The organism is Mucilaginibacter sp. GW822-FHT03E02, assembly GCF_058801545.1.
This window is the reverse complement of record NZ_JBXANJ010000001.1, coordinates 4,104,046-4,125,235: the sequence shown is the minus strand read 5'-3', so window position 1 is coordinate 4,125,235 and position 21,190 is coordinate 4,104,046. Positions and strand designations below refer to the sequence as shown.

At 47.3% G+C, this 21,190-nt stretch carries 16 protein-coding genes; 6 read left to right on the top strand and 10 right to left on the bottom strand.

The window, feature by feature from the left end; genetic code table 11:
• Positions 1-40 precede the first annotated feature (40 nt).
• From AC1RM2_RS17200 to AC1RM2_RS17160, 9 genes are all read right to left on the bottom strand, one after another.
• Positions 41-499, bottom strand: a complete 459-nt coding sequence (locus AC1RM2_RS17200; RefSeq protein ID WP_492986419.1) for a hypothetical protein — start codon at positions 497-499, stop codon at positions 41-43.
• Between the two features lie 281 nt (positions 500-780).
• Complete coding sequence (locus AC1RM2_RS17195) at positions 781-1,251, bottom strand: transposase (RefSeq protein WP_492988257.1); 471 nt, start codon at positions 1,249-1,251, stop codon at positions 781-783.
• Positions 1,252-1,524: 273 nt separating this feature from the next.
• Positions 1,525-2,100, bottom strand: a complete 576-nt coding sequence (locus tag AC1RM2_RS17190) for a tetratricopeptide repeat protein (RefSeq protein WP_492986418.1) — start codon at positions 2,098-2,100, stop codon at positions 1,525-1,527.
• On the bottom strand, positions 2,090-5,599 hold the full coding sequence (locus tag AC1RM2_RS17185) for a DUF6443 domain-containing protein (RefSeq protein WP_492986417.1): 3,510 nt from the start codon (positions 5,597-5,599) through the stop codon (positions 2,090-2,092). Before AC1RM2_RS17185 ends, AC1RM2_RS17190 begins: the two co-directional genes overlap by 11 nt.
• Positions 5,600-5,649: 50 nt before the next feature.
• Positions 5,650-6,513, bottom strand: a complete 864-nt coding sequence (locus tag AC1RM2_RS17180) for a hypothetical protein (RefSeq protein WP_492986416.1) — start codon at positions 6,511-6,513, stop codon at positions 5,650-5,652.
• A gap of 354 nt (positions 6,514-6,867) precedes the next feature.
• Positions 6,868-7,167, bottom strand: a complete 300-nt coding sequence (locus AC1RM2_RS17175; protein ID WP_492986415.1) for a hypothetical protein — start codon at positions 7,165-7,167, stop codon at positions 6,868-6,870.
• An 8-nt stretch (positions 7,168-7,175) separates the two neighbouring features.
• Positions 7,176-10,829 carry a DUF6443 domain-containing protein gene (locus tag AC1RM2_RS17170; protein ID WP_492986414.1) on the bottom strand — a complete coding sequence of 1,218 codons (3,654 nt, stop codon included), beginning with the start codon at positions 10,827-10,829 and terminating at the stop codon, positions 7,176-7,178.
• Between the two features lie 16 nt (positions 10,830-10,845).
• The gene (locus tag AC1RM2_RS17165) at positions 10,846-14,448 is read right to left on the bottom strand and encodes a SpvB/TcaC N-terminal domain-containing protein (RefSeq protein WP_492986413.1); all 3,603 of its coding nucleotides are present in this window, start codon (positions 14,446-14,448) and stop codon (positions 10,846-10,848) included.
• 113 nt (positions 14,449-14,561) lie between these two features.
• Positions 14,562-14,921 carry a hypothetical protein gene (locus AC1RM2_RS17160; RefSeq protein ID WP_492986412.1) on the bottom strand — a complete coding sequence of 120 codons (360 nt, stop codon included), beginning with the start codon at positions 14,919-14,921 and terminating at the stop codon, positions 14,562-14,564.
• 661 nt (positions 14,922-15,582) lie between these two features.
• On the opposite strand from AC1RM2_RS17160, the gene AC1RM2_RS17155 reads away from it, so the two are divergent.
• Positions 15,583-16,173: a hypothetical protein gene (locus AC1RM2_RS17155; protein WP_492986411.1), complete on the top strand. Its 591-nt coding sequence runs from the start codon at positions 15,583-15,585 to the stop codon at positions 16,171-16,173.
• Positions 16,174-16,286: 113 nt separating this feature from the next.
• Here the strand turns inward: AC1RM2_RS17155 and AC1RM2_RS17150 are convergent, their stop codons facing one another.
• The gene (locus AC1RM2_RS17150) at positions 16,287-16,814 is read right to left on the bottom strand and encodes a DUF2911 domain-containing protein (protein ID WP_492986410.1); all 528 of its coding nucleotides are present in this window, start codon (positions 16,812-16,814) and stop codon (positions 16,287-16,289) included.
• Positions 16,815-17,184: 370 nt separating this feature from the next.
• On the opposite strand from AC1RM2_RS17150, the gene AC1RM2_RS17145 reads away from it, so the two are divergent.
• From AC1RM2_RS17145 to AC1RM2_RS17125, 5 genes are all read left to right on the top strand, one after another.
• Positions 17,185-17,934 (top strand): carboxypeptidase-like regulatory domain-containing protein, encoded by a 750-nt coding sequence (locus AC1RM2_RS17145; RefSeq protein WP_492986409.1) that lies wholly within the window; start codon positions 17,185-17,187, stop codon positions 17,932-17,934.
• 187 nt (positions 17,935-18,121) lie between these two features.
• Positions 18,122-19,021, top strand: coding sequence for a helix-turn-helix domain-containing protein (locus tag AC1RM2_RS17140; protein WP_492986408.1), 900 nt, complete (start codon positions 18,122-18,124; stop codon positions 19,019-19,021).
• Positions 19,022-19,102: 81 nt separating this feature from the next.
• The gene (locus AC1RM2_RS17135; protein WP_492986407.1) at positions 19,103-19,936 is read left to right on the top strand and encodes an SDR family NAD(P)-dependent oxidoreductase; all 834 of its coding nucleotides are present in this window, start codon (positions 19,103-19,105) and stop codon (positions 19,934-19,936) included.
• Positions 19,937-20,039: 103 nt separating this feature from the next.
• Positions 20,040-20,879 carry an SDR family oxidoreductase gene (locus AC1RM2_RS17130; RefSeq protein ID WP_492986406.1) on the top strand — a complete coding sequence of 280 codons (840 nt, stop codon included), beginning with the start codon at positions 20,040-20,042 and terminating at the stop codon, positions 20,877-20,879.
• A complete protein-coding gene (locus tag AC1RM2_RS17125; RefSeq protein WP_492986405.1) occupies positions 20,846-21,124 on the top strand; it encodes an Atu4866 domain-containing protein in 279 nt (92 codons plus the stop codon). The genes AC1RM2_RS17130 and AC1RM2_RS17125 overlap by 34 nt, the downstream gene beginning before the upstream one ends.
• Positions 21,125-21,190 lie beyond the last annotated feature (66 nt).

Below are 21,190 nucleotides of genomic sequence, written 5' to 3'. Positions count from 1 at the left end.
ATCCTCAATGAGGCCGTTAAATCAGATATTAAGACAGAGTTTAATTAAACACATTATCATCTGGCCTAAAAGGACTGTAACCTTTAGGCATTTCACGCATTAATGGATTAAACAAATCCCAAAAAAAACTATCTCCAAAGTAAACATCATATATTTTTATTCCCTTATAATATATTTCAGTCCTTGGGCCATCTGTAATACTTGATGATTGCAAAACAGGTTTATCTTGAAGCTTTTGAAGCATCGAATAAAATTTCTGCACTGTATCGAATTTGAACGGTAAACTGATAGTAGAATCAAGAGATTTAAAGGATTCTGTATAATTGCTACAGTGACCTTTAAGTGCGTATCCTTTTCCTACTCGATTTAATTTGTATGATACAAATTTATTCCCGAAACGAAAATCTATTCGCACATCATAGTCATTTTTTTTTATAGCCGGTTTACACGAGCTAACAATAAGTACCAATACAGACAGCGATAAGATGATATTTCTCATGGAATACGATTTACGTAATAATTTAGACGCTTAGGTTTTCCTTGTTCTGCCCGAAGGCGGTTTTCAGTCGGGTAATTGTAACCGGTTCTTGAATTTGGTCTACCTGACTCCATTGTCGCCATTTCCTCTGGCGATAACTTTTCTACTACGAGCCTTCCTGACGGAGTTGAATATGCATTTGTCGCTTTATCTGCTTGTCTAGATAGTTGTTCCCCCGCTGCCGCAAGGCTCCAGCCTTGTGGCCCGCTGATAGGTAAGCGTCATGCCTTTAGGACGGTACGCTACGTAATTATTACTTTTACCAATCCCTTAGTACCTGCATAATCCCGTGCGCTGCTGTGCGGGTAATTATAATCGTTTTCTACAAAACCGGCTACAACCGGGTTATTATGCGTATAGTCAATTTTGGGGTCAATTACAGCTGCACTCCATAATTCAATGGGCTTGTTATGCTGCTGCCAAAACTGGTTGCTGGTGTTATTGCTATTAGCCAAACCTGCTTTTTTAAATGAGTTTAACAGCCACTCCCGCCGGCTTTCCTGGTTATTATCTTTTATTAAAGCTATCATTTGTTTTGACGTAAGCGATTTAAAATCCCTGATCAAGTCTTCTGGTTTTTGAATTGCCGATCTAAAAACCAAATGTACATGGCTCGGCATTATGCACCATGCATAAATTTCCATGCCTTTATTGTCGACACAGTAGTTGAGGTTTCTCACCAAACAATCAAAGTAGTGCAGCCGGACAAACACATCTACCCAAAACACCGTGGCAAAGCTTACAAAATATAATCCTTCAGGGTTTTTTGAATTTATAATTACGGCTCATACGTTAAAAATACAAAATCCCGGATGAAACGAGCATCCGGGATTTACATATTTATTACTTAGCATGGCGTTTACCTGTCAGCGGGCCACAAGCTCGGAGGCGGCAGCGGAAAGCGCTTGCGGTAGCTGGAGAGGAATGATATTAGATTTGATGTAGCAGTCAGGCCCTTTGCGGAACTAAGTACATAATCCTATAAATTATATTATCGGCTTAGATTTTTCCGGGTATTTTCTTTCGTATTCCATTAAGAATTCAGCACCTTCTAATTCTTTGACAACCTCCTTTTTTGTAATAAAGCTGGCAATTCCTTTTTGTCTCATTTTTAGATGTTCTTTATAGTATTTGATTGCTTGAACCAAATCATTTTTATAGAAATAAGTTTTAGCGATATAGTAAATAACATCATTCCTAAGAGAAGTCGCCCATTTTTTGCCACCACCGAATTTTCCATTGATAAGATAATCGTCGCTGAAGGAAATAATTTTCTTAAAAAGACCAATAGCATCATTAAATTGCTTATTAAGCATCAGAATTATTCCGTGATGATAAAGTATAAAAGGGTCTCTATTCCTCTCATTAAATGCTCTTGTTGAATAAACAAGAGCTTGGGAATAACTATCATCATAATATAAAGCAATTGCGTAGTGCATTAAAAATAACGGATCTGGATTCTCTTCGGTCACATATGGTTTTAGCATTTCCTGAACTTTTTTCCACTCTCCATTTAAATTATAAGGTTCAATTATTTGCTTAATTCGATCTTCAATTTCCATATTTATTCGGGTTGATTTTTGGTTTGTGCTTTTGATTTTTCCCACCCCTATTGTTATTTCTGGCTCTACCCGTTTGAGAGCCAGGCCTAACTTTGGTATGTTTATCGCTCCTTGCTTTGCCATTTGAAGTATTGGTATGCTTTACTTCTTCCTGCCTCTTTCTTTGCTCTTCAGCCTTTTTATCTTCTTTAGTGCTTCTTTTATTTTGAATTATTGGGTCTTTTTTAATTGGCACCGGCTCCGATGCTGAATTTGGCGATGTCGTTGAAGGATTACTACTATTATTTTGAGAGTTTTCGATTACTGCCGTAAGCGCCTGATAGCCACCATATAATAAAAAACCTGCGGCGAATATGTCCGCTACAGGATCTTCTGGGCCTCCTCCCAGTAACTCTGCAGCGCCGGCTTTAATTAAAGCTTGCTTAAGTATCTGAGCACCGGTTGCTTTGACAACTACTGCAGCGCCTACTGCAGCAACTGCTTTCGCCCCTGACCCAGGACCGTCTCCATCATCATTCACATTTTCCCCAAACATACCATCGGGATCGGTATACTTAATTGGATCGTCAAAAGTATAATTATAAGGCGATCCCCGTCGTTCTTCCTCCGCCATCGGATCCACGCTCGTCCATTTTGCAATTATCGGGTCGTAGAACCTTGCGCCATAGTCGTAAAGCCCCGTTTCCTCCTGTAATTCTTTATGATTATAAAGGTACTCATTTTTTGGAAAAATGGAATAAGCGGTAGATTGTATTACATACCCAAACGCATAGTAATCGTTTCGCTGTACGTTGTAAGGTGTCATCTGGGTAGCATCCGATGGATTCCAGGTAGTAGTTATCCGGGTATCGCCCAAATGATCTTTTAAATCATACTCGTACTTGTACACCGATCCGCTTTTTCTCGCCCGGCCTTCCTCTGTCGAGATAAAATCAAGCACCGGAGTTGCGGTAGAATATTGGTACTGGATGCCGCCGATATATTCGGTAACGGTAGTGGTACCGCTGGCGGTTGACAGCTTCCTGAGTTTCCTGCCTGTTGCGTCATAAATATACGCTATCGAAATACCAGACTTAGTTACCGTTTGCGGCAGGTTAAGCATATTGTATGCCTGGGTAAGTCCTTTGTTCAAATCGGTAAGCTGGCTGCCGTTACCGTCATAAGTGTACTCTCCCGCCTGGCTTACCGCATTGTTAAACCCTGCTGTGGTGCCGCTATCATCAATCCTGTCAACCTTATTACCACTTACATAGGTATAATTCAGGTTGTCTATCAGCTGGGCTGCTGTCCCGTTTTTCTCATATCTTTTCAGTGTCTGAATATTGCCCATTACATCATATACCAGGTTTTCACTGTAAAAACCATCACCGGTGGTTGCGGTTGTACTTATCGCATCCGTCAGCCTGTTCAGCTTATCATAGGTGTAATTGTAAGTTAAAGCCGGGTAGGAATTACCCGATACTGTTCCTGTCAGCGTTTTTATATTACCGATATTGCCGTTGTATTGAGGTGCCGCTGCATCGTCGTACTTCAGGTCCATTCCGAATTGGTCGTTGCTATCCGTGCTCGTGTAGGTATCAATAGTCAGTCCCCCATTATTGATATTTGTCAGCCATCCCCGCGCATTATACCTATAATCCACGTTCTGCAAAAAGCTCGTTCCATTCAGCGAATGCAGACCTTTTTGTTTCAACTGACCCAACTCATTGTAATTGCTCTGGGCAACAAGCACCTGCGCCTGGGCGGCGCTGGCTCCGTCTTTCAGGGTGTTGTAAGATTTCAGCTTCCGGCCCATATGGTCGTAGATGTACAAATCCGTCGAAGTAAGCGAAAGCGTAGCCGCTGTACCGCCGCTATTCTTTACATTGTGGTACCGTACCACCGATATAGGTTGCTTTACAAAATTGTAAACGGGCTGCACATCGTCGTAGTTGTACTGGCTTAACGAAGAGCTACCGCCCAGGTAATGCTGCGTAAACGTGCGGATCACTTCCCCATCTTCATCATAATACGGTACACTCCACAGGTAATCGGCCGTGGTGTTGAGTACGAGCGTCTTGGTTGCGGTAACCAGCCCGGTGGTATGGCTGCTGTACAGGGTATTGCTTAGCTGGTTGTACATGGATGGTAAGCCGGGAATGTTGCTGTAGCTGTCATAATAGGAAATACTTAGCACCGTATTGATGGTTGTTGGCCATGCATTACTTGTATAACCCGTGCCAGTTGTAGTGGTAGTTTCCCATTGGGTGGTTACCACATCAGCAAGGCCCTGTACAGTTGCAAGATTGTTAACACCCGCCGTACTGCCAATATGCTGAAATATTCCTGTAATTACCGGCCTGCTCATGGCATCATATTTGGTCACCGTCCATTCCTGCGGCGCCTTCATGCGCTGTACTGAGTCCTGGATGCCTATCACCTGGTCTAAGGTATTATAGATCATGAACTCCCAACCCTTGCCTGGCACTTTTTTCTGTGTCAACCTGCCCCGACCATCATAGCGGTACTGGTAGCAGAAGTTATCCAGCGTTGCCTGGCTTATGGCGGCAGTGGCATCCGGATTTGCTCCCGGCGGCAGCACGAAGCTTAAATTACCCCGTTCATCGTATACGTAATAGGTGCTCAACATTTCGGCAACCGTGCCTTTGATGTTGTAAGTACGCTTCAGCACCACATGACCTTCCTTGTCTTTATATTCTTCGGTAGTGCCAAAGCAGCCGTCGGTTGCCTTCCAGTTCTCGTCCTTGGTTATGGTCACGTCCAATTGATTAGGGCCGTAGGTAGCTGTATTACCCGTGCGTACGAGGTTCCTGCTCCCATTGGCATTAATGGTAGCGGTATATAGGGCTGCCTTGCGGCTGCCCAAATTGGTGCTGCTTACATTAGTGGTGCTGAACGTGCTGGTTTGCTCATTACTGGTAAAGGCAACCCTTACCGTGTGATCGGCATCGGGATTTGCAGACAGCTGCCATGCTGCACCAGGCGCCCCCTGCTCAATTACCCTGCCCAGCGGCGAGGGCTCAAAAGAGGTTACCGCATACGGGAACTGGGTAAGCACAATGGCATTGCTTTGCTTGCCGTCGATAGGAGTACCGCCACCCGGGTTGTAAAAAGCCTTTACACCGGTTGTCGCGCCAAGCGCATCCGTGCGGTAGGTGCCGTAATTGGTGGTACTGTTTACATAGGGCAGGTATTTTTGCGCCTCTCGTTCGTACCCATCATAAACAAAAGGCTGTACCACATCATAGCCAGCCGGTGATGCCTGCCTTTGCACGGTTTGCAGCGGACTACCCAATCCGTCAACATAGTCGATGGTGGTCATTACCGAATCTTTTACTGTTGTCAGTTGGTCAAGCCGGGTATTGGTTTTTATCGCCGTGCGCGGTATCCGGCTACGCACATAGTTTTGCGTGGTGGTTTGGGCAAATATGGTATTGCCGATAAGCAGGCCTGCCACCAGCAGGATGCTCTTGTATATTTTGTTACTGTGTAATTCCATTTGTTCTTTTTTTGAATAAGGGTTAAAGGTTATGGTGCTTGATGGAATTATTAATTTTCGATGTTTACAGGTACATAACCAGTTCCCGGCTGTACGGTTACCGACGATGAATAACAAATTTGTATACTGCTATTGGTAAAACAACCGGATGATAGCAGCGATCCGCTGGTGCCCTGGTTGGTCCCCGAAGATATGGTAACTGTACTGTTTGTTGTGGTTACTTCAGGATTCGGCGTGCGCCCGTCATTGTAAGTCGCATTCTTTATATACTGGTAATTGATGGTAAGTGTAACAGGTACATTATAGGCTACCGTACAGTTGGCATCCGAGTACGATTTAAACACATACGTATGGTAAGTGAGCCCGTTGCTTACGCTGGTGCTACCCACCGATACATTTACATAAATGGTTGGCGGCAGCGGGCAGGCCGTGGTATTGGTGCCGTTGCTTACCCATTGCGTTTGGTTATACGTTGGGCTGTAGGGGTTGGTATCCACCTGCTGCTTTTGCTGCTCGCCGGTATTTTGGCCAACGCCATTTGTAACGCATTGGAACGTGCCGTTATCCTGCCAAACCGCGCCCTGCCCTGCATAGTTATAATCGTAGCTCTTCAGGATATTGCCCTGCCGGTCTTTTATGTTGACCAGCCGCTGCGAATCGTCATATTCAAAATAGGTGTTCATGCCCTTGGCATCGGTGCTGCTGCTCACGCCGGTTAAAGGCAAATAGGTATAGGTGGTCATTAGCGCATTGGTTGGGCATAGCCTTACCTCGTCAATCAGGTTGCCGTTGCTGCTGATAGATACGCTGGTTATACCTGTCAGCGTCCATTCATACAAAGTCCAGGTGCTGGTCATGGTTTTGGCTACGCCGCCAATAGTTATGGTGGCGCTGCCCTTGCCCCAAAGGCTCACCTTGTAATTGCCCGATGGCAGGCTGCTTTTGCTGACGGTGCCGTTGTAGCTTTTTACCCCCGTGCGGGCATCGGTGGATTTTGACTTTTGAATTTTGACTTAAATTATAGCGTACCCCTGCTGGTAGAAGCAGGGTCAGGCTATCCACTCATACTACACAGGCCTTAGCCACAGGCCGGTACCCGTTTCTATCCTTTACGCGAGCTGCGGGTATACAAAAACACCCGGAGGAAATTAAACATCCGGGGGTTGCATATTCATTTAGCGAAAATACAGTAGTTGTAAACTACAAGCATAGCCGTTCGAAGAGACATTCGAACAGCGGTAGGCTACGGACAACTGGGGGAGGGAACTCTACGGAGAACTGGGGGAACTTAATATATTCAGCAAGTTAGCCAATGCTTTTTCTTTTTCTAAGACTTCATTAGGCTCCAAAAGAATATTCATTAATTCTATCTGCCTATTATAATCCCATAAAAAAATACCAAACCAGTTTAAGCCCCAAAAATCTATATTGCCACCGACGTTTGGAGAACTCAACTCAATTTGGTTTAGAGAACCGAAATCTCCTTCTTTGAAATACTTGTATGTTAAAACATAACCCTTTAAAGTGGGTGCAATTTCGCTTTTGAACCATTCTAAATTTCTTTCCATTTTTATAACTATTTAACTTTTAAAACGTTAGAGAGATTTCTAATATTTGGCAACAGTCCCCCTCCTTGTTTTTGCAAGGCACTTTGCATGGCTCTATTCGCACTAGGACCTATCACTTTAAACCAACCCTCCTTTCCCCCTTGTAAAAGACTGCTCGTCGGCACCTCAAATTCAGCATATACTGACCCCCTTGTAGCAGCAGTGAACGCTTCGGGCCCTCCTGTCGCAACAAATGTCTGACCTCCGGCTCCTTCAACCATTTGTCCAGTTTTTACCATAGTTGCATACTCTTCCGCAGACATCCAACGGCCTACGGTCGTCATTTCAACACTTGCTCCGTCAGTTGCCAAACCTAAAACGACACCAATAGCAAAATTTTCGGGATAAATTCCTTCAAGACCTGGCTCATGGTGACCGGGCGCCCCATACCCAATAAATCTTTTTACATGTTTTATAGGCTGACTAGCAAGCCATATTTTACGAGTCAATTCCGGAGTCCAACCAGGATATGTTGGTTGCTTAACCTTGGGGTTACGTCCAGAAGGAATTGAACTTCTCGGCATAACCAGATTTTTATCTGATTTATCCCCCGGCCCAGCGTTCTGTTGCGCCACCAGTGTCGAAAAAAAATTCTGCGCTGCTTCTCCTGAAAACGAATAGCTTACACCCGGAACGGTAGCAGGCCCCAAGTTGGTATCCATCCCATCGGGATCGGTATTTTTAACTGGATTGTTTTCCACATAATTATACGGGTTAAATCGCCTGTTTATCTCCGCTAACGGATCCACACTCGTCCACCTGCCAATCACCGGATCATAGAACCTTGCACCATAATCGTACAAACCCGTCTCCTCCTGTAGTTCCTTCCCATTATAAAGGTACTCATTTTTAGGATAAATGACATATTGTGTAGATGGTATGGTATACCCAAACGCATAATAATCGCTCCTTTGCAGGTTCATTGGCGTAAGCTGGTTAGCATCCGAGGGGTCCCAGGTGGTGGTGATTCTTGTATTGCCAAGGTGATCTTTCAAATCATACTCATATTTATAAACCGAGCCGCTTTTCCGTGCCCGGCCCTCCTCGGTTTGGATAAAGGAAATTACCGGATATGTTCCCGAATACTCGTACTGAATGCCGTTTACATACTCGGTAACAGTTGTAGTACCTCCGCTGGTCGACAGCTTCCTCAGTTTCCTTCCCGTGGCATCGTATACATAAGCAACAGATACGCCAGACTTGACCGCCGTTTGCGGCAGGTTCAGCATATTATAAGCCTGTGTCAGCCCCTTGTTCAGGTCGGTGAGTTGGTTTCCGTTGCCGTCATAAGTGTATTCCCCCGCCTGGCTAACCCTGTTGTTAAAGCCGTCTGTGGTGCCCAGGTCGTCTACCCGGTCTATCTTGTTCCCGCTCACGTAGGTATACGTCAGGCTGTCTATGGCTATCCGGCTGGTGGCCGGCTTATCGTACCGGTTTAGCTTTGTGATGTTGCCCATCACGTCGTAGACTACGTTCTCATTATAAAAATTTTCGTTAGCCGTAGGGTTTGCGGTTGAACTGATGGCGTTAATCAGCCGGTTCAGCTTGTCGTACCGGTAATTATAGGTCAGGGCCAAATTGGTAGTTCCTGATACCGCCCCGCCCAGCGTTTTTACGCTGCCGATATTGCCGTTATACTGCGGCGTTGCGGCATCATCATATTTAAGGTCCATGCCAAACTGGTCGTTGGCATCGGTGCTGGTATAGCTATCGATGCTGAGGCCGCCGTTATTGATGTTTGTAAGCCAGCCCCTTGGGTTATACCTATAATCCAGGTTCTGCAAAAAGTTCGAGGTGCCATTAATGGAATGCAGTCCTTTTTTAATAAGCTGCCCGGTTTCGTTATAACTGGCCAGGGAAACCCGTACAGCACCCTGGATGGTGTTGGTACTGTCCTGCAACTGGCTGGCGTTCGATCTGCGCCTGCCCATATGATCGTACGAATAACTTTCGGACGATAGCAGCTTCTGGATCCTGGCCGTTTTGGCGGCGTTGCTGATATAATGCACCCGGTAATTGGAGGTAACCTGTTTTACAAAATTATACCCTATCACTACATCATCATAGTTGTAGGGGCTCAAGGACGATGATCCGCCCAGGTAGTGTTGGCTGTACGTGCGCACCACCTTACCCTCCTTGTCGTAATAAGGAACCGTCCACAGATAATCGCCAGTGGTGTTCAGCACTAATGTTTTGGTGGCCGTTGGCATGCCCATGGTCAGCGGCGTGTAGGATGTATTGACGTAGTTTGCCGGCAGCCCGGGAATATTGGTATACACGTCATAATAGCTTACGTTCAGCGTTGTATTCAGCGTGGCAGGCCAGGCATTGGCGGTATAGCCGTTCCCTGTCGACACCGGGCTTTCCCATAAGGTGCTTACCGCATCGGCAAGGCCCTGCACGGTTACATGGTTATCAACCCCTGCTGTGGCGCCGTACTGCAATATTCCCGATATCACCGGCCTGCCCATATTATCGTACTTGTTCACTGTCCATTCCTGCGGTGCTTTCATCCGCTGTACCGAATCCTGGGTAGCAACTACCTGGTCAAGCGTGTTATAGATCATAAACTCCCATCCCTTGCCCGGTACTTTTTTCTGCGTGAGCCTGCCACGGGCATCATAGCGGTATTGGTAACACCTGGTATCAATCGTGCTTTGAGAGATTGCCGCATTGGCATCGGGATTTGCTCCCGGCGGCAATACAAAGGCCAGGCTACCCAGGTCGTCATATACGTAATAGGTGCTCAGCATTTCGGCAGTGCTTCCCTTGATATTGTAGGTACGTTTCAGCACCACGTGCCCTTCTTTGTCTTTATATTCTTCTGTAGTGCCAAAGCAGCCGCTGGCTGGAAGCCAGTTCTCATCCCTCATAATGGTCACTATCAGTTGATTGCTGCTATAGGTTGCCGTATTGCCTGTTCTTATTAATGAGCGGCTCCCGTTAGCATTAGTGGGCGCGGTATATAGTGCTACCATCCGACTACCTGTATTGGTGGTTATATTGGTGGTGCTGAAGGTGCTCTGGTCATTCACCGTCATGGTGCTGCGCAGCGTATGGTTGCTGCTGGCGGCATCCGGCGTGCCGGGGATTTGCCAGGAGGCCCCAGGTGCGCCCTGTTCCAGTACCCGCCCCAGGGGCGAAGCCTCAAAACCTGTAACCGCAAAGGGATAGGGCGTAAGCACCGCGCCATTAGTCTGCTGTCCTTCTATGCTCCCGGCCGATGGGTTATAATATGCTTTTACACCTGCACCCGTGGTAAGCGCATCGCTCCGGTAAGTGCCGTAGCTGGTATTGGTAGTGCGGTAAGGCAGGTACTTTACGGCTTCCCTGCCGTAGGCATCATAGGCATAGGGCTGGATAATATCATACGCTGCCGGCGAGGCCTGCCTTTGAACAGTTTGCAGCGGCCGGCCAAGGCCGTCAAGGTATTGAATGGTCGTCATCACCGAATCTTTCGTCGGTGTCAGGGCATCCAGGGCTGCATTCGTGGCAATCGCTTTCCGTGGCACCCTCGTGCGCACATAGTTTTGCGTGGTGGTTTGGGCCTGTCCAGCTATGCTTAATAACAGTGATGCCGTAACCAGCGCCGCTGTTTTATATAATTGACTTAAACTTTTCATGTAGTGATTCAGGTTTTTACGGGCGGTAATTGTAATCGTAGCTTTTCAGGATATTACCGTCCTGGTCGCGGATGTTCAGCAGGCGCTGCAGGCCGTCATAATCGTAAAACGACAGCCCGCTGCGGGCATCTGCCGAGCTGCTTACACCAATCAGCGGCGTATAGGTATAGCTTACCATTTGCGCGCCAAGGGGGTATAGCCTTACCTCGTCAATATTGCCCGTGCCGGTTAGGCTTACCGAGGTTACGCCCGTAACCCGGTGCTCATGGTAATACCAGCCTTTGGTAGCTATACCATTTACCGGGTAACCGCTGATGGTGCCGGCTATGGTCAGTGGCGTAGCGCTCTTTGTCCAGTACGATACAATGTAAGTGGTTGCCGCCGTTAAGCCCGCCTTGCTGATGGCCCCGTTAGCCAGGTTATAGGATTTAATGCCCGAGATGGTAGCCGTCAGGCTATCCCGCAGGGCCGATGGAACCGTCCACCGCCCTTTACCCTCCGCCTCAAACGAGGTGTAAGCGATATTAGTGGTATCAGCGTTTTTTACCTGCACTATGGGCGACATACCCCGGTAATCCCACAGTACCGACACCGGCAATTGCCCGGTTACCGTGTACTGCGCGATGTTATTTTTGGCATCATAGGCGTCAAAGCTGACCAGTTGCCTGTACCTGCTGTCCTGGTTTACGGTACTGCCGCTTACGCTCATCGGCACAAAGTTGGTTACCGGGTTGGGTACGTCCAGTTTGTACTCCTTATCAGGTGCCATGACACCTGATGCCAGTTGCCGGTAACGGCTTAGCGAGGCCCCGGTTACGTAGCCGGTCGACGAGCCGCTGTAGTACAGACTGTCGCGCTTCTCGATGACCGAGGCTACTATGTTGCGCCCGATCAGACTGTCCAGCACAGCGTTACCTGTATAACTGCCGATGATGTAGTCCTGCGGATAGGTAGCCTTGCTCACATGCCTGTTGCCGCGACTGTCGGTGGTTACGCTGCGCGTAAGGAGATTGGTTAGGGGGTTGTCGTAATAAAAGTTCGTCGTGGTGCTGACCGAATCCTGGACGGCATTCCCATAGGTGGTCTCAGAGGTGCTGTTGTGAAAAACAATCTCTGAGGATATGTTGAACGGCCTTGCGATTATTCCGCAGTACTGGTACTGGTCTGTGCACTGGGTTGGATCTACTATGCTCTGGTACCCTGCTGCAAAGTTGATTACCTGGGTTGAAAACTGGAACGAGTAGGTGTTCCTAACTTTTCGCACGGCTTGCGCGCTCGCGCTGAACGATGTTTCATCCAGCAAGAGGCCCCTTCGCCATTCTCTCGGATCGGTCGGCGGATAAGGAAATAGCTTTGCGTTGGTCACCCCGTTGTCGGCAACATTGCTAAACGCACTAACAGTCTTGCCGTTTTCGCCTGCCGGGCCATAGAGGGTTGTTACCGTTCCGTAGCCGATTACGCCACCCTGGATAGACCCGAGGGAAAACTTGGTAGAGGTATTTCGGGTTACTTTGGTATACCCGCAGATTTCGCCGGTCGCCGCATTGAGATTAGTACTCGTTTGCGTTGTCATGTAGTCGTTGAGCGAGTCTATCGGGTTGATTACAAAGCCTGAAGCGTAAGTGAAATAGCGATCATTCGCCGGCTGCGGGTTGGCAGGATCATAGTTCAGAATGCTCTTGACCCGCAGTCCCCCTACCATCTGGTTGAAGCTTTGGGAACCCAGCGAGTTTGAATAATTCAAGTTCGCATTCAGATTCACGTAATCGGTCTGCGGATTGGTCAGGTCGGAAAAGTCTACGGTGGTGTAAATCTTGAGGGTGTAAGTCCCCGCGGCTGTCAGGTTGAAGTAGCCGCTTTTGTTCGAAATCTGCCCGCTCGAGGTCAGCTGTACTACGGTGGTGCCGCCCGAGTTCTGGATAACCGCGTAGCCCTTGACGGTCGGCTGGTCGGCCCAAACTGTGCTGCTAATGTTCGTTGAAAACTGAAGCTGAATGTACTGGGGCTTGGTAATTGTGAAGGTCTGGCTTTTCGTGAGCGCCGGCTGGTTTGCGTTGATGTTAAGCACGGGGTTTATCGCGCTGGCAGAGAATTGCTCCGCCGTGACCGGGATACTGTTGGGTTCGTAGTTGAACGTTGTATACCCGCCGGTTGGATAGGTAATCCGGGTAAGTATTTCGGCCTGCATGGCTGTCCCGTTAAAGCCCCTGTTGTCGCCGAGCAGGTGGTTGTTGGTTGGCATAAAGCCGTTGCTCGTGATAAACGCGTCATTCCAGTAGGAGGACTGCGGCAGGGAGAAATAGACAGGCGGCAATAAGGAGGCGTTGCCCGTGGCTCCGTTGTAGAAGCCACTGTGATCCTGGGCGTAGGATCGTCGGGATGGCAGGTTCAATGGATTGTACTGGAAAGACCAGAGCTTAAATGATGAGTTATCCGTTGCCAGCTGCTTTACGCTTACCAGGCGCAACCGATGGTGGATGAAGGAGGTATCCAGTGGGTTGCTCGTCAGTTCATTCCCGACCGCCGCCTGCGTGTATGTGTAGTTAAGAAGATAATCAGCGACCAGCTTCCCGGTAGGCTTTGCGATCACGCGTATCTCAGAAAGAGCTACACCGCCCTGCAGATCTAACCGGGTGGCCGAGGTCGGCACAAAAACGATTTTTGTCTGATCCGACTCTATGGTTGCCGGAGACAGAACGGATACCGTCTCGTTTTGGATGTGCGTTGCTACGTTAGAGTTTGTAACAAGCTGGCAATTGCTGGTGGCGTTCGACGCGTTGCTGCTGCTTTTGTATTGGATAAAGTCGCTTTGCGTGAAATGGATGTCCTGCGTAATTGATGATGTGGTGTAGGTAAAGTTGACTTTTTCGCCCGCTGGCGAGGTGATGCTCTGCAGATACCAGGAGGACGGGTACTGCACGCCTCCAGCCGCCATACCGTAAGTTGCCGTATTAACTTCTTGAAAACCGCTGGCCCCTCCAAAAGCAAGCCGCGTGCCATCTTCCATGATGACAGTCCAGGAGTTTGGCATCGAATAGCTGATCTTCAAGTTGCTGAACGGCATTGTGGTGACCGAACCGTCCGCCTTCAAAAGCAGCCGGTACGACTTTCCCATAGCACTTAGCGTATATATATCCTGCTGGCTGTCCCCGTTCTGCTTGGCGGCATCAACCTGGTGCCTCTGAGTACCGCCTGAAATATTCGATACGGATTGGAAGTTGTTGGGATCGCTGTAGGTGTTTGCATAGGTAAAGTATGAATCCTCATCTGGAAGTCCCCGTACCGACCTGCTAATCACTCCTCCGGTATTTAAGCTCCATCCAAGACCCACCCATGAAGCGACATCGCCAACGCGGTTGCCGGAGGCGTGGTAGGAAAGGCTTATCGGTAATCTTACCTTTCTTCCTTGCAGCTCGTAAATAGGGATGCTTATTTCCGGCACGCCCGTGTAAAGACTTACTGGCCATTCCGAATACCTGCCAAGTGCGGAGGCATTTGGTGACGGCGGCAGAATGTTCCTGAGACTCTCAAGCGCAGGGTCTACCTGTGCTCCGGCGCGGTTTACGGTGGCAAGTACCATTAGTGCCAGAAGTAATTTTAAATGTGGTTTTCGTGACATGTGGGTGATGGACTTATTGGTTTTGATGGATGGTTATTCGAAGTCTGAGCTTTGATAAGCAGATTAAGGAACAGATTGAGACGGGCGCTTAAATTTAAGTTTTGTCAGCTACATTAATTCGCTCCCCGGCTCAACGTGCAATGCACCATGGAGCCATTAAGCGTAATGTTCATGCCGATGGAATCGGCATACACCGTTCCATTGTGGTACACGTCAAGCCCGTTCACGGTAACTTTAAAGTGCAGCCCGGCGGTATCCAGCCTGCCCTGGTCAATCGGGAACTCGCCCAGCGGGCTTTTGGCCGTACCGGCAACAGAATCGCCGATGAGCGTAAAATTATAAGTTAAAGGGTAAGCGGTGCTGTCGGCCTGGCGAAGGGCGCCGGTCCATTTGCCGCTTAAGTTGGTCGTGCCCACAAAGCACAAGGCAAAGCAGCCGGATAATACGGTGGTGATAAGGATTCTGGGTTTCATTTAGTTATCGGGGTATCAATAGTTTGGCGTTAAATTAATAGCATAAAAATTATTTTGCAATAGGTGTTTTCACCTACTGGCACCCCGTTAAAACACGGGGCCTCAGGTTTTTGGCACAAATATTAGTCGGTTACGGCTCGCGCCGTTTTCAGATTTTGGGCAATGGGCAGCGGATTGAAATGCTAAGCCGCAAATCCCCGAACCTCGCTTCCCAAACCCCGAACCCGATCCGAACACTACAAATTTACAGCACATGCTTGAATGAAATGGTGACACTACTTTGTCAGTGCCTTTTTTAGTAGCAAGTTTTAGTAGCAGGTATCAAGATTTATTAGCACCCAAAGTTTTGATAAAACCCGGATTCGCGTTAAGGACTGCAATGGATACCGGCCCGTGGCTAAGGCCTTGTGTAGTATGAATGGAAGGCCTGGCCCCGTTTCTACCAACGGGGAAACGCCCTTGTTTTGGTGAATGGTTGAATGGTTGATTAGGTGAGCGGTTGTTTGCCGGTCCGTGGCAATCACTCACCATGCAAAATATTTTAACCTAATCCAACCCAATCAACCACTCACCTAATCAACTACTCACTAATATCTCCAAACCCTCTTGTTTAATCAAAATATTTATATAGCTTTATTTCCAAATCAAAACTAATCACACAATGAAAATTTTAATTACCGGGGCAGCCTTTATCGCGCTGCTATCGTTCTCGGCAACCTCAATGGCTCAGAAAGTTAAGTTAAAAGATGGCGACTTTTCTGCACTAAAAAGCGAAACAACCATTAATGTTGAATTTACTTACAACAACATGGCCGTTGGCAAATACAAAGATGAAGCCGACTACCTGGAGCGCAAAAAAGCAGATTATAATAAGAAAGAAGACGGCAGGGGCGATACCTGGGTAAAATCATGGGTAGAGGACAGGAAGGCAAACTTTGAGCCTAAATTTATGGAGCTGTTTGAAAAATATTCGATGCTGAGCGAAAGCAAAACTGCCAAATACACCATTATATTTAACACCTGGTTTACTGAGCCTGGCTATAACATTTACATTAGCCGCGAAAACGCCAAAATTAGCGGCGATGCCGTAATTGTTGAAACTGCTAACCGGAGCAAGGTAATTGCCACCATATCGGTTGAAAAAGCACCCGGCCGCACCTTTGGCGGTTACGATTATGATACCGGCACCAGGTTAGCCGAATCATATGCCACAGCAGGCAAAGCCCTGGGCAAGTTTTTAAAAGATAAATAAGCCGGTATAAATAATAACGAAACCAAAAAAGCCGCCCCGTCTGTATTGATGAGGCGGCTTTTTTGTAACCTGCTCTATTGAAGCTTTTGGCTTTTTGCCTTTAGCTTTTTGCTTTAATTAAAAACTACTGGTACTGTTAAATTCTCCCAGTTCAGTTCAAATCCTTTTCCCGAAATGGTGTAGGTTAGCCTTTCGCTCGTGCCTACAGATTTTCCGGGGGTAGCGGTTACTACAGCAACATCTTTTGCAGGGTCCTGGGTGGTGGTGCCATCGCGGTTAATGCCCCATTGCCCGGTTTGCGAATTGAAGATAATTTTCCACTCCTTTTCGCCCGGTACAGCATATAGGCTGTATTTGCCGGCCGGGATGGTTTTGCCTTGTATGGTTAAAGCCTTATCGGTAGTAAAAATGGTTGCCTGGTTGGCGCCGGCCCGCCATACTTTATCATAAGGTACCAGGCCACCCCATATGGTACGACCTTTAACTGCGGGGCTGCTGTAAACAATAGTTACCGCCGCGCCGTTTATAGTGCCGGTGGCGGTAGCCGCAGGACTTGCTTTTTCTTGTGCCATAACAGTAAACGACATCATGATGCCGAACAAAACGAGCATGAATGATTTTTTGAATGTGATACTTTTCATAGTGGGTAATGTTTTATTGGTTAATATGAAGCAAGTTACAAGTTATTGAGGAATAAAAACAAATTAACAAAACACACCCGGTATGTTAACGGAGCAGGACTTTGCTCGTTTTTATTACAGCCTGCGCAACGCCGCGCCGCTGTTGGTTAAAAGATGTTAAACGCCATACATAAAAGCCGTTGCCCGGTTATATTTGTAATAAGCTCATCAATAGTCATAAGCCTGAAGTTCTAAGTCTCAAGTCCTAAGCCCGGAAGCCCCTGTGGAGCTGAAGAACCAAAGGTCTGGCTCTTGACTTAGAACTTCCGGCTTAAGGCGCAGAACCGGCGATTTAAGACTTAGAAACTTATTGCTAAAACGATACTTACCCATGCGGCACCTGCTTATCCTATTTTTTATTTGTACCGGCCTTGCGGCTTACGCGCAAAAAATAAACGGTATAGTAACCGATAAGGCTACCGGCCTGCGCATTAGCGGCGCACTGGTAACCACAACAAACTCCACCGCGATAAGCGATATGGAGGGCATATTCAGCATTGGCGTTGCCAGGCAGGGAGATACGTTAAAGGTAAAAATGCAGGGTTATAAATCGTTTAAGCAGGCGGTTGCCCCGGCAACAACCGGCGATGTGATTGTACAGATGGAGCAGGCAACTATCCAGCTTAAACAGGTTAACATAAGCGCCCGGCGCGATAGGGTGAAAGATTCTATCAGTAACCGCGTTCAGTTTGCCAGGGATTTTAACAGCCACCCGCCAAAGTTTTCGGATATCATCAGGCCGGGCGCATCTGTTGGGCCCATACCCATGGTTGGCGTTTCCATTGTGCCCAGCCAGCTGATTGCCCTGCTAACTTACAAACAGAGCAATGCCTACAGGTTTAAGCGCGCGCTCATCCGCGATGAAGAGGGCAAATATGTGGATAGCCGTTTCAGCGACGAGCGGGTGGCCCAGCTCACCGGCCTGCAGTCCGATTCATTATACCACTTTATTAACCAGTACCGGCCCGCCGCCGCCGAGGTACGCAAAATGAGCGACTATGATATTTTTACTTACATTAAAAAAAGCGCCGCCAAATTCAGGACACCACACCGTGATGAGGTAAAAGAGGTGGAGTTTTAGCGCGAAATACAATAAAGGGCCCGGTGGTACCCGAAAGGTGCATAGCAGGTACCCGAAAGGTGTGTAGCAAGTACCCGAAAGGTGTCACGAGGGGATGGCAGGGGGGGGGGGGGGTAAAAACGGGGTAATCTGAATGTAAAACTCAAAACGCCACTTGACATGTGGTTTGAATTTTGTAATTTTGATTATGACTACCGAAACACTTGAAGATTTTTACAAAAACAAATTCGACTGGCTGCCCAATAACCTGCAGCAAAACATAGGTCATTTTAATGTTTTTAAAATTGAGGATTGTATTGGGCCAAATGCCAAACCGGTTACCTATAGCCGCCGCAGTTTTTACAAAATAAGCCTGATGCGGGGCGAAAACATCATCCATTATGCCGATAAAAGCATTACGTTATCAGGCACTTCGCTCATGTTTTTTAGCCCGCTTGTGCCCTATACCTTTGAACACATGAGTGATGACCGTACGGGCTTTTTCTGCATTTTTACCGAGGAGTTTTTTGTAGAGCGGTTTCGCAATGGCTTGAGCGAGTTACCCATGTTCGGGCTTAACGCCAAGCCGGTATACCAGCTTGACCGCACACAGGATGAATACGTTACAGGCCTATTCCGTAAAATGACGGACGAGATTGGCTCAGATTATGCGTTCAAATATGAACTGATCCGCAATTACGTTACCGAGCTGTGTTACTACGCCCTAAAAACCCAGCCATCCGAGAATGTTTATAAGCACGCCGATGCCAAATCGCGCATCACCTCGGTATTTACCGAACTGCTGGAGAGGCAGTTCCCGATAGAAACACCGGCACAGCGTTTTGCACTGCGGTCGGCCAATGATTTCGCGCAGCGGTTATCGGTACATGTGAACCACCTCAACCGCGCCATCCGCGAAACCACCGGCAAAACCACCACCGACCACATCGCCGACCGCCTCCTGAGCGAAGCCAAATCCCTCCTCCGCCACACCGATTGGAATATCTCTGAAATAGGCTACTGCCTGGGTTTTGAGGAGCCAACGCATTTTAATAACTTTTTTAAAAAACAAACCCAGGTTACGCCCTCCCGGTTCAGAAATGTTTGAATTTCGTAATAATTGGTTTGAATAGCGTAATTACTCCCTTTTGTTGTCATATTACCTTTGTTTTATCAAAACAAACACACTATGGACAACAAAAAAGCATGGTTTATCACCGGGGCCTCCAAAGGTTTCGGTCTTAGTTTGGTAAAACAGCTATTGGATGCCGGTCAACTGGTTGCGGCCACCTCCAGGAACCGGGAGGAACTTGTAGCCGCAGTTGATTCAAACAGTTCAAATTTTTTACCCCTGCAGGTTGATCTGGTTAACGAGAGCAGTGTATCCCTGGCCCTGCAGCATACCTATGAAACATTTGGCCGGTTAGATGTGGTTATCAACAATGCCGGCTATGGCATTGGCGGTGCTATTGAGGAACTTACCGATGCCGAAACCCGCGCAGCCTTTGATGTAAATGTATTTGCCACCCTAAATGTAATCAGGTTGGTGATGCCTTACCTGCGTAAACAGCGCTCGGGGCATATTATCAATATAGCTTCTATTGCGGGTATTACCGGCGGTACCGGCTGGGCGGTATATGCGGCAGCCAAATCGGCCGTAATTGGCCTGTCGGAAGTATTGGCCTTGGATGTTAAAGCGCTGGGTATCAAAGTTACCGTAGTAGCTCCGGGCGCGTTTCGTACCAGTTTCCTTACGGCCGATTCATTAACCGTTACCCAAAACCCAATTGCCGAATATGAAGATGTGAGGCACTCGCATTGCAAATACCTGAGCATGAATGGCCAGCAGGCCGGCGACCCCGAAAAGGCCGCTGCAAGCATCATCAACGTGGTTTATGAAGAAAACCCGCCCCTCCGTTTGCTATTAGGTGGTGATGCTTATAACCGGGCCCTAACAAAGCTGGACGGCTTGTATAAGGAAATCCACGAATGGGAGAACACTACCTGCGCCACTGATTTCTAAACATTTACATCTACCTAAAAAGGCAAACAAGATAATTAATACAAATAATTAACCGGTGAAATCATTTAACACTCAGTGAAATCACCAATAAATAAAAAAAATCATGAGCAATCAAAATATATGGTTTGTAACCGGCGCCTCGAAAGGCCTGGGACTTACCCTTGTAAAAAAACTATTAAGCGAAGGCTATAAAGTAGCCGCCACATCAAGAAACATCAGCGACCTGGAAAACGCGGTAGGCGTAACCAGCGATGCATTTTTACCCCTTGCGGTTAACATCAAAAGCGAAGAGAGCGTACAGCAAGCTATCGAAAAAACCATCAGCACTTTTGGTAAAATAGACGTGGTAGTTAACAACGCCGGCTACGGCATGCTGGGCGGCCTCGAAGAAACAACTGACCAGGAGGCCCGCGACAACTTTGATGTAAATGTATTTGGATCGTTAAACATCATTCGCAAAGCATTGCCTTATCTGCGTGAGCAACAATCAGGTCATATTATTAATATATCGTCGATAGGCGGCTTTGTTGGCGGTTATCCTGGTTTTGGAATTTACTGCGCCACCAAATTTGCGGTTAATGGTTTTTCTGAAGCCCTTGATGCCGAAGTAAAGCCATTCGGCATCAAAGTGACGATTGTTGAGCCGGGCTATTTCCGCACCAACTTCCTTTCCGAGGGATCGCTGATCGTCCCTAAAAAACCGATTGATGCTTACCAGAATGTACGCGACTCGCAAAACCTGCACCAAAATCAGATGGACCAGCAACAAGCCGGTGATCCTGAAAAAGCAGCCGCTGCGATGATAAAAATTGCAAACCAACCCGATGCCCCACTAAATTTATTTTTAGGTGAGGATGCCTACCAGCTGGCTCACCAAAAAATAGCATCGGTACAAAAAGATTTGGAAACATGGAAAGAATTAACAACCTCAACTGGTTTTTAACAATGAAAAATAATGAGCATATAGGCGTTTGGGTAACCAAAGACGGTTATATACGCCATGAATTTTTACCAAACGGCCGTTACAATGAAGCGCGCGGCGATATAAAAAGCGCTTACACCGGTTACTATAACCGGTTAGGTAACCATATTGAATACCTGGATGATACCGGTTTTGTAGCCGAAGGTGATTTTAAAGACGGCGTTTTTTATCACGCAGGTATGGTATTATATAAAGAGAGTGCCTGAATTACAAATTTCGTAATTCTGTGCATCGGCCATAAAAAAGCTTGCTTATAAAAGCAGGCTTTTTTT